This is a genomic window from Mesorhizobium sp. ORM8.1, assembly GCF_053005525.2.
Genome location: NZ_CM132600.1, coordinates 3,473,354 through 3,486,855, shown reverse-complemented (window position 1 = coordinate 3,486,855; position 13,502 = coordinate 3,473,354). Strand labels below are relative to the sequence as shown.

Sequence of the window (13,502 nt, the reverse complement as noted above, 5' to 3'; positions counted from 1 at the left end):
GTTGATCTGGAAGGCCCCCGGCTCAGTCCGGGGCCTTTGCATTTTCGCATTGATCGAATGTGATCAGCGGCCCGGCACCACCAGCACCTTGACCTCGCCAGGCGCGGGCGGACCGGCGATCACGTCCGGCGCTTGCTCCAGAGTGACCTGCCTCGATATCAGTCTGTCGATCTCGATCGCGCCCGAGGCGATCAATTGCGCCGCGCGGCCATGCGTAAAGGGGTTGAGGAAGGAGCCAAGCACCTTCAGCTCCCGAAACAGCAGGTCGAACGGCTCGATTTCCACCTTCATGCCTTGCGGCACGACGCCGACGATCACGACCGTGCCGCCGGATCTCGCAATACGCATCGACTGCTCGACCGTGTCACGCACGCCGGCGCATTCGAGCACGACATCGACCCCGCCAGGCGCCAGGCCGTTCGGTCCGACAATGGCCGCGATCGGGTCGCCTGCACTGGGATCGATTGTCGCCGTTGCGCCAAGTTCTTCCGCAAGCGCCCGACGCGAGGCCTGCCGGGTCGACAGGATGATGGTCGTCGCGCCTGCGAGCTTGGCCAGTTGTACGACAAGCAGACCGATAACGCCGCCGCCAAGCACCGCCACTGTCGCGCCCGGCCTGATCGCGGCAAGGTCGACGCCGTGCAGGCAGCAGGCCAGCGGCTCGCAGAAAGCCCCATGTGTCGGCTTGAGATTTGCCGGCAACTTGAACGCCTGCTTGTGCGGCATAAGCACATAGTCGGCAAAGCCGCCGTCGCGATGGATGCCGATGGCGCGCAAATTGCTGCACAGATTGACGCGACCGGCGTGGCAATGGGCGCAGCGGCCGCAGGCGATGTTGGGATCGCCGGTGACGCGGTCGCCGATGGCGATGCCGGGCACCGCGGCGCCGACAGCCTCGACGATGCCGGCGAACTCATGGCCGAGCGTCACCGGCGGCGTGCAGGGAAACTCGCCATGGAACAGATGGCAATCGGTGCCGCAGACGCCGCACGCCTCGATCCGGACGAGGACGTCCTCTGGCCCGCAAACGGGCTTGGGCACCTCGCGCAGCGCAATCTTGCCTACCGCTTCCAATCGCACGGCTCGCATGGCTCTTGCCCCTCAGTTGAAGTTCGGCGGTTGTGTGAGATCGGGCGTGGGTGCGGCCGGCTTGGCCGGCGCGTCGCCAAAGCTCGGCGGCTGCGACAGATCGGGCGTGCCCGACGTTGCCGGCGCTGTGCCATTGGCCGGCGCCGAACCATTGCCCGCCGGCTGCGCGCCGAACGGTGACATGCCGGGTACGTCGGGCACCTTGTAGTCGATCGTGCCCTGATCGACGGCGGTGCTCTTGTAGCGCATGACCATTTGCGGGAAGGCGATGGTGAGCCCGATCATGATCACCTGGATGCAGACGAAGGGCACGGCGCCCCAATAGATCTGCCCCGTGGTGACCGGCGCGATCTGCTTGCCGGTGATGCGGTCGAGGTAGGGCACGCGGGCGGCCACCGAGCGCAGATAGAACAGCGCAAAGCCGAAAGGCGGGTGCATGAAGCTCGTCTGCATGTTGACGCCGAGCAGCACGCCGAACCAGATCAGGTCGATGCCGAGTTTGTCGGCGGCCGGCGCCAGAAGCGGCACGATGATGAAGGCGAGCTCGAAGAAATCGAGGAAGAAAGCAAGCACGAAGACCAGGATGTTGACGCCGATCAGGAACCCGGTCTCGCCGCCCGGCAGCGAGGTCAGGAGGTGCTCGACCCAGATATGGCCGTTGACGCCGTAGAAGGTCAGCGAAAAGACGCGCGCGCCGATCAGGATGAACAGCACGAAGGAGGAAAGCCTGGTCGTCGAGGCCAGCGCCTGGTTGATGACGTCCCTCGTCAGCCGGCCCTTGAGTCCCGCCATGATGAGCGCGCCGACGGCGCCCATGGCGCCGCCCTCGGTCGGCGTGGCGATGCCGAGGAAGATGGTGCCCAGCACCAGGAAGATCAGCGCCAGCGGCGGGATCAGCACGATGATCACCTGCTGCGTCAGCCTGGACATGATGTTGAGCTTCAGCCGTTGGTCGACGATCGCCATCACATAGATGATGATGACGCCGACGGCGAAGCCGAGGATGTCGGCATTGTCGCCCTGGGTTGGCGCAAGATAACGATAGGCGCCGTAGGAAATCGCAACCGTAACGATGAGCGCCACGATCAGCGACAGCACGCCATGGCCGAGCGTGCGCGCCTCCAGCGGCAGGGCCGGCATCGAGTGCGGCCGGACGATCGACAGGATCAGGATGTAGCCCATGTAGAGGCCGGTGAGCACGAGGCCGGGGATTAGCGCGCCCGCATACATATCGCCGACCGAGCGTCCGAGCTGATCGGCCAGCACGATCAGCACCAGCGAAGGCGGGATGATCTGCGCCAGCGTGCCGGAGGCCGCAATGACCCCCGAGGCGACCCTGCGGTCATAGCCGTAGCGCAGCATGATCGGCAAGGAGATCAGGCCCATGGCGATGACCGAAGCCGCCACCACGCCGGTCGTGGCGGCAAGCAGCGCGCCGACGAAGATCACCGCATAGGCAAGGCCGCCGCGGATCGGCCCGAACAGCTGGCCGATGGTGTCGAGCAGGTCCTCGGCCATGCCTGATCGTTCGAGCACGATGCCCATGAAGGTGAAGAACGGGATCGCCAGCAGCGTGTCGTTCGACATCACCCTGGTGCCGTAGAAATTGTCGGGCAGCGCGTGCAGCAATGGCCAGGCGAGATTGATCGAGCCGCCTGAATAGGGCGACAGCACCACGCCGATGAAGAAGAACATCAGGCCGTTGGCGGCGAGCGAGAAGGCGACGGGGTAGCCGATCAACAGGAAGATGATCAGCGAGGCGAACATGATCGGCGCCATGTTCTGGGCGATGAATTCGATCACGAACGCACCTCGCCGGCAATCGCCTTCGCCTCTTCGGCCAGCGCCTTGGCCTCGAGCTCGGCCTGCTCATGCACCGAGATGAAGGGATTGGGATCGTCCATGTCGCCTCGGATGATGGCGATCTTCTTGATGATCTCGGAAACCCCTTGCAGCGCCAGAAGGAAGAAGCCGACCAGCAGGATCGCCTTGGCCGGCCAGACGATCAGGCCGCCGGCATTGGTCGACATCTCGCCGCTGCGGAAGGACAGCGACACATAGGGCACGAAATAGATCACCATCAGCACTACGAAGGGCATCAGGAAGAAGACATGGCCGAGCAGGTCGATCCAGTGCTGCACGCGGCGTGACCACATGCCGTAGACGATGTCGATGCGGATGTGGTCGTTCTGTTTCAGCGTGTAGGCGGCGGCCAGCATGAAGGCGGCGCCGAACAGATACCATTGCAGCTCCAGCCAGGCGTTGGAGGAGGTGTCGAACACCTTGCGGATGACGGCGTTGCCGGCGCTCACCAGGATCGCGAACAGGATCAGCCACGATATCCAGCGGCCGATGAATTCATTGACGCGATCGATCGTCCTGGAAAGAGCGAGCAGCCCTGCCATGCATTTTCCTCCCTGATGCCAATGGCGCGCCCGATTCCCCTTTATCGTCGCGCCGGCTGGCCCAACGATATGCAGTGGGTGGTCCGGCAGGTCAACATGACAAAGCCGCGCCGGCAGATGCTCGCTTTCGGCGAGGCAGCCTTAACCGCCGCCTGACGAGGCGTCATGCAACCAAAGTCTGAGAGGTTCAGGCGATCTTCGCCTGGTCGCGGCTGCCGCCGATCAGCACCAGCATGGCGACGAGGAAGAGGTAGATCCAGGCATCGCGCCATTCGAGCGGGAAATAGCCTGCCCACAGCGATTCGGCCATGCCGAAGGCGGCGGCGCCGAGCGCTGCCTTGAGCGGCGACAGATAGCCACCCACCGCCGTCACGAACAGGATCTTGAGGCCGTAGACCAGGCCGGTGCCGAAGCTGACATTGCCGTAATAGAGGCCGGCAAGCACGCCTGCCATGGCAGCGCAGAACCCGCCATAGAGCACGGCGCGACGGAACACCGCGCGCACGTCGACGCCGCACATCGCCGCCGCCTTCGGGTCGTCGGAAACGGCGCGCCAGGCGCGGCCGAAGGGCGAATGCGAGAACAGCCAGGCGGCCAGCGCGACCACCGCGATCACCGCCGCGCAGTCGAGCAGTTGGATGACCGTCAAGGTGACCGTGAATCCGGCGCCCTTGGCGAAGATCACCGGATCGGCGAGCATCGGCGGCAGCCACAAATCATGCGTGTCGGCGGCAATGCGGCTCGCTTCCGACAAAAACAGCAGGATGCCGAGCGTCGTCACCACGATGGCATTGGGCGAGCGGTCAGCCAGTCTTTCGAACACGCTGCGCGACAGAACGTGGCTGATCAGCGCGGCGTAAAGAAGAGCGGCGGCGACGCCGAGCGCAACCGAGGCGGACAGCGTCAACCATAGCGCCTGGTAGCCGAAGGCCGCGGTCAGGATCATCGTCTGGCCGCAAAAGGCAAACAGCGCGCCATAAGCGAGGTTGGTGCGATGCAGGATGCCGTTGGTCAGCACATAGCCAAAGGCAAGCAGCGCGTAGAGCGCGCCCGAATGCAGCCCGTTCAGCACCTGCTGGAAGAAATAGAGCATGCGACTCCCCGGGTCCGCGCGATGCGACCCGTTTGAGAGCGTTGCACTCGGAATCTAACTTGTCAAATACGTTTTATCGGTTAGATTCCCGGCATGGCAGTCTCCTGGACCCCGCATCGCTTCACCGGCGGCATTCTCGCGCTCGACACCGCGAATACCGTCGTGCTGCGCAATGATCCCGAAAAAACTTTCGACCGTTTCGACGATCCGGTCGAAATCGCGCGCTTTGCCGAAGCCGCGAGTGACTTTCGCGCCGCCGAGCTTGGCGGCCGGCCGCTGCACGCGCCAGAGCCCAACAACATTAAGGCGGCCGTCATAGCGATCCGCGAAACGACGGACCGGCTGTTCCGGCATGCGGTGTCGAAAGGCGCGGTTGCCACGGCCCATTTGCCGGACTTTCTGAGCGCCTGCGCGAGGGGGCTATCCGCCAGCGTCGTCGAAATCGGCGCACCGGGCCAGCCTTTCGGTGACCCCGCAACGCCGGTCGCGTTCGAGGCAGCGCTTGCTTTGTCGGCACTGTCGCTTCTGCGCGACGAAACCGTCGCGAGACTCCGGATCTGCCCCAATTGCAGTTGGCTGTTCGTCGACCGCAGTCGCAACTCCAGCCGCCTCTGGTGCGATATGGCCGTTTGCGGCAATCGTCAGAAGGCCAATCGTCACTATCGCCGCCGCGCCGCGGCCAGGGAGGTCTCCAATGCCTGACAGATTTTCGCGCTCGATCGCCCTTGGCTTGGCCCTGATTGCCGCCGTCACGCTCGGCGCGTGCCGCGACACCGGCAAGGACCAGCTTTTTGCCATTTCCGGCAAGCTGTTCGAATTCAACTACAGGCTGGCGATCGCCACCTATGTCATCACGCTGAAGCCGCTGCGGCCGATGGCCGACGGCCAGGTCGCGGTCGTCAGCTTCCAGAACCCGGCCGGCGGCGATCCGCTTATCGTCAACCAGAAGATCTGGCCGAAGCTGCCGCATATAACGCTCACCAGCCCGCCGCTCACTTGCGTGGTCAAGGACAAGCCTTATTCCGTCTCGATCCGCATTCAGGATTCGAGCGGTACGCTGCTGCAAAGCATCGACACCACGATGACTTCGTCCGAGGACCAGACGATGCTGCCGGACCGGCCGCTGGTGATCGGGCCGAACTACGAGCTGAACGCGGATCTCGCCGGCCATCCCGACGGCAAGCTGCCCGGCGAGCCGAAGCCGGATTGCTCCAAGGCTGGCTGAAAAGCGCGAAATTTTCGTTCTTCACGAAGCGGTTAGCATGGTCTTGAATGCGCCGGCGGCACCTCGCCAGACCGTTTGTTGCGTGTTACCTGGCTCCAGCGATTTTGTTTGACCTCTCCCGCAAGGGAAGAAACACTGCGGCGTCACACCCCGACGTTGGCCGCTTTTTTTAAAAGCGCCTCCGCAGAGGAATGCCTGATGACGCTGCACGACGTTGCGCTCGACGACAAGTTCGACCTTGGCAAGGAGCGCGTCTTCCTGTCGGGTGCGCAGGCCGTCGTGCGCATGCTTTTGATGCAGCGCGAGCGCGACCGCCGTGCCGGCCTCAACACGGCGGGCTTTGTCTCCGGCTACCGCGGTTCGCCGCTCGGCGGTCTCGACATGCAGCTGTGGCGGGCGAAGAAGCAGCTCGCCGCAGCCGACATCGTCTTCCAGCCCGGTCTCAACGAGGAGCTTGCCGCCACCGCCTGCTGGGGCTCGCAGCAGACCGAATTGCTGGGCGAGGGCACGCATGACGGCGTCTTTTCGGTCTGGTACGGCAAGGGGCCGGGCGTCGACCGCTCGGGCGACGTCTTCCGCCACGCCAATCTCGCCGGCTCATCCAAGCATGGCGGCGTGCTCGCGTTGATGGGCGACGACCACATGGCCGAGTCCTCGACCAACGCGCATGCCACCGAATTCCTGTTCGTCGACACCATGGTGCCGATCCTCAATCCGGCCGGCGTCCAGGAGATCATCGACTACGGCCTGTACGGCTTTGCCATGTCGCGTTTTGCCGGCACCTGGGCGGCGATCAAATGCGTCAAGGACAACATCGAATCGACGGCTTCGGTCGATGCCTCGATTGGACGGTTGAACATCGTCATTCCCGAATTCGAGATGCCGCCGGGCGGCTTGAACATCCGCCACGAGATCGACATGCTTGGCCAGGAAGAGCGGCTGCATGAATACAAGCGCGCCGCCGCTTCCGCCTTCATCCACGCCAACGGGCTGAACCGCATCGTCTACCCGGGCGGGCGCAACCCCAAGCTCGGCATCATCACCATCGGCAAGAGCTATCTCGATGTCCGCCAGGCGCTGGAGGATATCGGCATCGACGAGGACGCCGCCGGGCGCATCGGCATCCGCCTGTTCAAGGTCGGCTGCCCGTGGCCGCTCGACCTGCAGCATATCGCCGAATTCGCGCGCGGCCTCGACACCATCGTCGTCGTCGAGGAGAAGCGCTCGCTGATCGAGGTGCAGCTGCGCGAAAACCTCTACGGCACTGCCTTGCAGCCGACGATCGTCGGCAAGAAGGACGAGCGTGGCGACTGGCTGTTCCCGGCCAAGGGCGCGCTCGACCCCAACGAGATCGCCATCGCGCTCGGCGAGCGGATCCTGCGCACAATCGGTCCGTCTGAAGAGATCGCCGCGAAGGTGGCGAAGCTGCGCCAGTTCCAGGCGATGCTTGCCGACACCGCCGATATTGGTTCGCGCACGCCCTTCTTCTGTTCGGGCTGCCCGCACAATTCCTCGACCAAGGTGCCGGATGGCTCGATCGCCGCCGCGGGTATCGGCTGCCATTTCATGGCGCTGTGGATGGACCGCAACACTGTCGGCTTCACGGCGATGGGCGGCGAGGGCGCGCAGTGGGTCGGCCAGGCGCCGTTCTCCAAGCGCGACCACATCTTCCAGAACCTCGGCGACGGCACCTACAATCATTCCGGTGCGCTGGCGATCCGCTTCGCGCTGTCGAGTGGCGCCAACATCACCTACAAGATCCTTTACAACGATGCCGTCGCCATGACCGGCGGCCAGCCGCATGAAGGCGGGCTCACCGTCGACATGATCGCTAGGCAAGTGCGCGCCGAAGGTGTCGAGCGCATCGCCATCGTCACCGACGAGCCGGACAAATATGCCGGCAAGGTTGAACTCCCGGCTGGCGCCACCATCCATCACCGCGACGATCTCGATATCGTCCAGCGCGAGTTGCGTGGCCTCAAAGGCGTTTCCGTTCTCATCTACGACCAGACCTGCGCTGCCGAAAAACGCCGCCGCCGCAAGCGCGGCACGTTCCCTGACCCCGACAAGCGCGTCTTCATCAACGAATTGGTCTGCGAAGGCTGCGGCGATTGCGGCGTGCAATCGAACTGCGTCTCGATCCAGCCGGTCGAGACCGAGTTCGGCCGCAAGCGCCGCATCGATCAGTCGAGCTGCAACAAGGATTTCTCCTGCCTCGACGGCTTCTGCCCGTCCTTCGTCACCGTGCATGGTGGCAAGATCCGGAAGGCCGAAGGCATTGCCGGCAAGGCCGATCCGCTCGAAGGCGTGCCCGCGCCGGCCGAATTCCGCTTGGGTGAGGAGGGCTGGGCGGCGATCATCGACGGCGTCGGCGGCACCGGCGTCGTCACCGTTGGCGCGGTGCTCGGCATGGCCGCGCATCTCGAAGGCAAGGGCTGCGGCATGATCGACATGGCGGGCCTTGCGCAGAAGGGCGGCTCGGTCTTCACCCATGTCCGCATCGCCTCGACACCGGAAGACATCCACGCCATCCGCGTTTCGGCGGGCAAGGCCGATCTTGTCCTTGGCTGCGATCTCGTCGTCTCCGGCGCCAAGAAGGTACTGGGCGCGGTGCGCGAGGGCCACACCATCTTCCTCGCCAACACCGCCGAAATCATGCCCGGCGAATTCACCCGCTCCGCCGACTTTTCACTGCCCGTCGAGCGGCTGAAGAAGGCGATCCGTGCGGCCGCCGGCGACGACAAGGCGCATTTCTTCGACGCCACCCGCACGGCGACTGCGCTGTTTGGCAATTCGCTCGGCGCCAACATGTTCATGCTGGGCTTCGCTTTCCAGCACGGCGGGCTGCCGCTCTCGGCCGAAGCCGTTGAAAAAGCGATAGAATTGAATGGCGAGGCGGTGGCGATGAACATCGCCGCCTTCCGCTGGGGCCGGCGTGCCGCGCATCAGCCGGACTTCGTGCGCAATTTGGTCGGTCAGACCGGCAACGCGGCGCCCAAGCCGGCTGGAACGCTCGACGATGTCGTCGCGCGTCGTGTCGCTTTCCTGACGGCCTACCAGAACGCCGCCTACGCCAGGCGCTATGCCGACCGCGTGGCGACGCTGCGCGCGGCTGAAACCAAAGCAGCGCCCGGTTCGACCGCGGTCACCGAGGCCGCCGCCAGAAACCTGTTCAAGCTGATGGCGATCAAGGACGAGTACGAAGTGGCGCGGCTCTACACCGATGGCACGTTCGCGACCGACCTTGCCAAGCAGTTCCAGAGCTACGACAAGCTTGAGTTCCATCTCGCGCCGCCGATCCTCGGCCGGCGTGGCAATGACGGCAAGCCAAGGAAATCGAGCTTCGGCCCCTGGACGATGAAGGGGTTTCGGCTGCTGGCGGCGCTGAAAGGCCTGCGCGGCAGCGCCTTCGACCTCTTCGGCTATAGCAGGAGCGGCGCGGCGAGCGGAAACTTCTGGCGCAATACGAAGCCGATCTCGACCTGGTCGCCGCCGCGCTGGCGCCGGGCAGGATCGAGGCCGCCACCGCTCTTGCCTCCGTGCCGGCGCTGATCCGCGGTTACGGCCACGTCCGGCAGGCCAGCGTGGCGAAGGCGGCGGGTGAACGTTCCAGGTTGCTGGATCGCCTGCAAAAGGCTGTGGCGGAGCCGGTGCTGCGCGCGGCCGAGTGATCGCGCCAACTGGTTGCCCAAGGTTAATTTTCAGCGGTTGGTTTACGTCCCGTCCTGGGTCCTATCTGCCGCCGCGGGCGCTCTGCGCCCTGTTCTAAGCCTTTCTTAAGAGCAGGTGTGCCATGACACGGCTTAGCGTTGGGCCGACGATATGGGCAGAACAAAGACCGAAAGCATCCCAGCGGATGTCTATATCCAATTTGTGCGGTCGTTGTTCGACAACGCGCACATGTTGTTGATTGGCGGCGCGTGCTACTCGATCCTCGGGATCATGATCTATCTGCGCACGGGCAACCCCTTGTTCCTGGGGTTTTCCTTTGCTCTGCTTTCCGTCAGCCTTATCCGTTACTTCGGCATTCGCGGTTTCCTGAGGACCGGCGGCGTGATTGCCGATGTCGAGCACGCGCAGCGATTGGAGCGCGGCTACATCCTCAAAGGCTGCTTGCAAGGCCTCGGCTTGGGTGCGCTGTGCTTCGTGTCGATCTATGTGTATCCCGATCCCTTTGCCGAGCTGGCGGCGATGTCGCTCACCCTGGCGACCCTGGTCACGGTTGTCGCCCGCAACTACGGCTCTCCGCGCATGGTGCGGATTTTTTCCGTCACCTTCATCGGACCGGCGGCCCTCGCGCTTCTGCTGCGCATGGACGCGCCCTCCATCGTCCTCGGCCTGATGATCATCCCGATGACGTTCATCACCATTACAGGCGCCGACCATGTCCGCAATGTGCTGTTCTCGGCGGTGATTGGTCACAAGCAGGCCAGGAATCTGACGCGCCGGTTCGACCGCGCGCTCAACACCATGTCGCATGGCCTGGTCATGCTGGGCCCCGACGGGCGCGTCGCGGTGGCCAATGCCGAAGCCGCGCGCCTGATGTCGCTGAAATCGGGCGACGCTTTGCTTGGGCGCTCGATCCATGGTCTTTTGATGCGCGGCGTCGCCGGTGGCATGCTGGCGCCGAAAGACTGCCGCTACATCGAGGCGCAACTGACGCGCGCCTTGCGCGAGGGACGCGACCGCAAGGTGCTGGTTTCTCTCGCCAACGGCCAGCACTACGAATTCTCCGCCCGTGAAGGCAGCCAGGAACTGGGCGTCATCACCTTCGAGGACGTGACCGCGCGCGTCGAGGCGGAGGAGAAGATCCGCTTCATGGCGCGCTACGACAGCCTCACCGGTCTGCCGAACCGCGCCTATTTCCACGAACTGGTCGGCGAGGCCATGGCCTCGGGCGAGCAGGACCGGCTCTGCGCCCTTGCCGTGCTCGACCTCGACGATTTCAAGAGCGTCAACGACACGCTCGGCCATCCGGTCGGCGACGGACTGATCTATGCCGTCGCCGAGCGGTTGGCGGCGATCGCCGAACCGGGCGTCACCGTCAGCCGCTTCGGCGGCGACGAGTTCATGATTTTCTTCGACCGGGTGGAAGACGAGAGCCATCTGAACAATCTGCTCGATCAGCTCTTCGTCAACCTGCAGGGCGAGGTGGACGTCGCCGGCCACGGGTTGCGCATCCAGAGCAGTGGCGGCGCGGTATTGTCCATAGTCAAGGACACCGACGCGGACGCCATGATCGTCAAGGCGGACCTTGCCCTCTACAAGGCCAAGGAGCTCGGCAAGAACAGCTGGCGGCTGTTCGAGGCGTCCATGGACGCCGCTTTCCGCAGCCGCCAGTTGATGAAGGCCGATCTTCGCAATGCCGTGCAAGCCAAGGAACTGCGTGTCGTCTATCAGCCGATCGTCGCTGTAGACACAATGCGCATCGCCAGTTGCGAGGCGCTCTGCCGTTGGGATCACCCCGATCTCGGCCCGATCTCGCCCAGCGTCTTTATTCCGCTGGCCGAGGAGATGGGCATCGTTTCCGACATAAGCAGTTTCGTGCTGGAGGCGGCGTGCGCCGAATGTGCCAAATGGCCGGCTCAGACCAGCGTGTCGGTCAACCTCTCGGCAAAGGATTTCCGCAGTCGCGAGATCGTTCAGAAGGTCGCGGACGCCTTGGCCAGGTCGGGCCTGGCGGCGCACCGGCTCGAAATCGAGGTCACTGAAACCGCGTTGCTCGACGATAAATCGCTGACGCGCGGATCGATCGAGGAGCTGAAGGCGCTGGGCGTGCGCATTGCGCTTGACGACTTCGGAACCGGCTATTCGAGCTTGAGCTATCTTCACAAGCTGCCGCTGGACAAGATCAAGATCGACCGTTCCTTCCTGGTCGATGTAAACCAAAACCGGCAGTCGCTCGACCTGCTCAAGGGGATTGTCGGCCTGACCCGTACGCTGGGCCTTTCCGTCACCATTGAAGGCGTCGAGACCTTCGAGCAGTTGAAGACGCTTGTGCATTCGATCAAGCCGGACTTTGTCCAGGGCTTTCTCTTCGGCGCCGCGCTCAGCGCGTCGGGCATCGAAACGATGTCGAGCGTCACATGGCCGTTTGCCGCGGACCTGCATGTCGCCAGCAAGCGGACAGCCAGCTAAACGCAATTGCAGGAAAAGTGCGAAACGGTTTTCCGTTCGCAATTGCGTCCAAAACAAAAGAGCAATTGCAGGAAAAGTGTGAAACGGTTTTCCGGCCGCAATTGCGTTTAAAAAGACGGCGCGATCATGTGTTTTTCGTGAAACGATGGTCGTTCTGATGCGGTCTAAACCCGCTACGTCCTGGCGCGTCCAAGCCGTTGAGTTCTGATTAATCTTGATGGCCCCGTTAGATCGATCAGACAGCCGCCGGCTGCGGTATTTGCTTTTTTGTCGCGCGCGAGATCAGCGAAACAGCGGCGGTCATTAAGGTTAACAAGCGGTAAATCAGCAACATCGAATTTTCAGCTTGTGTCCCATTTCAACTCGAATAGCCTAGCTGCAGGCGGAATTCGAGGAATGACAATGGATGCTGCGAGCAACAGTGCGTCGGCTGGCGCCAGCGCGAGATTGGACTCGGCGCTCACCCAATCCATCATGCAACTATTGGACCATGTCGAATATCGTCTCATAACCGGCGGTGAAGATCTGGAAGCGATCTATCGGCTGCGCTACAATTCCTACCTGCGCTCAGGCATGTGCGGTCCGATCGCCAGCGGGATGTTCGAGGACCGCTGGGACAATCTGCCGAATTCCTACCGGTTCGGCGTCTATTTCGATGGTCACTTGGTCAGCACGCTGCGGCTCCACTACATTTCCAGCGAGCACCCCTATTCTCCCTCCGTCGACGCTTATCCGGAGATATTGGCCGAGCGGCTTGCCCGCGGAGAGACTTTCATCGACGGAACCCGCTTCGCAACCGATGCCGACAGCGCGCCTGCGCCGGGGGTCTTGCCTTTTCTGACGCTCAGGCTCGGCATGGTGGCCTCCAGCTACTTTGGCCAGACCGCGGTGCTTACGCCGGTCAAGGTGGAACATTCCGCTTACTATGCCCGCATCTTCCATGCCGTGCAGCGGACCGAGGGCAAGGTGTTTCCGGGCGTTCTTGCGCCGATCGCCCTGTTCGAAATTCCCTGCGGTGAAAACTTGCGCCAGACACTTGAACGGTTCCCATTCTTCAAGTCCACGCCGGTGGAACAGCGGCTGATGTTCGGCAACCCGGCCATCAACCGGTTGACGCCGCTGTCGATCGTGCCGACGGCGAAATATTACCGCGCCGCTGCCTGAGCGGCCTTCCTTCCTTCTGCAATGAACCTTTCTGGCGCTGCGCCGTTTTAAGGCGGCGGCCCGTCCGGCTGCTCCAAGCCGTGATAGGAAAGGATACCGACATGACCATCCACTCGATCGCGCTCACCCCACTGATCTCGCTGATCGCCGGCGTGCTGATCCTGGTGATGCCGCGGCTCCTCAACTACATCGTCGCGCTCTACCTGATCGTCGTCGGCGTGCTCGGCCTGTTCCCGCACCTCGCGGGCTGACTTTCGCCATCGGCCGCGCGTCGGGCGAAGCGCCGCCGGCAGTTTCAAACTTCATTTGAGGCTGTTGTCGCCGGCCGTGCGGCAATAGCGCCATTGCTCTCGGTCCGGCTTTTCGCTATGTGCCTCAAAGGCATTTT

The 13,502-nt window shown here is 63.4% G+C and carries 9 protein-coding genes and 1 pseudogene; 6 read left to right on the top strand and 4 right to left on the bottom strand.

Features of this window, described 5'->3' with window-relative positions; all coding sequences use genetic code 11:
• Nucleotides 1–63: 63 nt before the first annotated feature.
• The 4 genes from ACVDG8_RS17475 to ACVDG8_RS17460 all read right to left on the bottom strand — a co-directional run bounded on the left by ACVDG8_RS17475 (nt 64) and on the right by ACVDG8_RS17460 (nt 4,587).
• Nucleotides 64–1,089, bottom strand: a complete 1,026-nt coding sequence (locus ACVDG8_RS17475; protein ID WP_447255783.1) for a zinc-dependent alcohol dehydrogenase family protein — start codon at nt 1,087–1,089, stop codon at nt 64–66.
• 12 nt (nt 1,090–1,101) lie between these two features.
• Nucleotides 1,102–2,889 carry a TRAP transporter large permease gene (locus ACVDG8_RS17470; RefSeq protein ID WP_447257370.1) on the bottom strand — a complete coding sequence of 596 codons (1,788 nt, stop codon included), beginning with the start codon at nt 2,887–2,889 and terminating at the stop codon, nt 1,102–1,104.
• Nucleotides 2,889–3,494: a TRAP transporter small permease subunit gene (locus ACVDG8_RS17465; protein WP_447255782.1), complete on the bottom strand. Its 606-nt coding sequence runs from the start codon at nt 3,492–3,494 to the stop codon at nt 2,889–2,891. Before ACVDG8_RS17465 ends, ACVDG8_RS17470 begins: the two co-directional genes overlap by 1 nt.
• 187 nt (nt 3,495–3,681) lie before the next feature.
• Nucleotides 3,682–4,587, bottom strand: a complete 906-nt coding sequence (locus ACVDG8_RS17460) for a branched-chain amino acid ABC transporter permease (RefSeq protein WP_447255781.1) — start codon at nt 4,585–4,587, stop codon at nt 3,682–3,684.
• A 93-nt stretch (nt 4,588–4,680) separates the two neighbouring features.
• Here ACVDG8_RS17460 and ACVDG8_RS17455 point away from each other — a divergent pair, with 93 nt between their 5' ends.
• From ACVDG8_RS17455 to ACVDG8_RS17430, 6 genes and pseudogenes are all read left to right on the top strand, one after another.
• Nucleotides 4,681–5,289: a CGNR zinc finger domain-containing protein gene (locus tag ACVDG8_RS17455; RefSeq protein WP_447255780.1), complete on the top strand. Its 609-nt coding sequence runs from the start codon at nt 4,681–4,683 to the stop codon at nt 5,287–5,289.
• Nucleotides 5,282–5,812 (top strand): hypothetical protein, encoded by a 531-nt coding sequence (locus ACVDG8_RS17450; protein ID WP_447255779.1) that lies wholly within the window; start codon nt 5,282–5,284, stop codon nt 5,810–5,812. The genes ACVDG8_RS17455 and ACVDG8_RS17450 overlap by 8 nt, the downstream gene beginning before the upstream one ends.
• A 198-nt stretch (nt 5,813–6,010) precedes the next feature.
• Nucleotides 6,011–9,483 (top strand): annotated as a pseudogene (locus ACVDG8_RS17445) (indolepyruvate ferredoxin oxidoreductase family protein).
• Nucleotides 9,484–9,634: 151 nt separating this feature from the next.
• Nucleotides 9,635–11,950 (top strand): putative bifunctional diguanylate cyclase/phosphodiesterase, encoded by a 2,316-nt coding sequence (locus ACVDG8_RS17440; protein ID WP_455707801.1) that lies wholly within the window; start codon nt 9,635–9,637, stop codon nt 11,948–11,950.
• A gap of 402 nt (nt 11,951–12,352) precedes the next feature.
• Nucleotides 12,353–13,114, top strand: coding sequence for an N-acyl amino acid synthase FeeM domain-containing protein (locus tag ACVDG8_RS17435; protein WP_447255776.1), 762 nt, complete (start codon nt 12,353–12,355; stop codon nt 13,112–13,114).
• A gap of 101 nt (nt 13,115–13,215) precedes the next feature.
• Nucleotides 13,216–13,365 (top strand): DUF3096 domain-containing protein, encoded by a 150-nt coding sequence (locus ACVDG8_RS17430; RefSeq protein WP_447255775.1) that lies wholly within the window; start codon nt 13,216–13,218, stop codon nt 13,363–13,365.
• Nucleotides 13,366–13,502 lie beyond the last annotated feature (137 nt).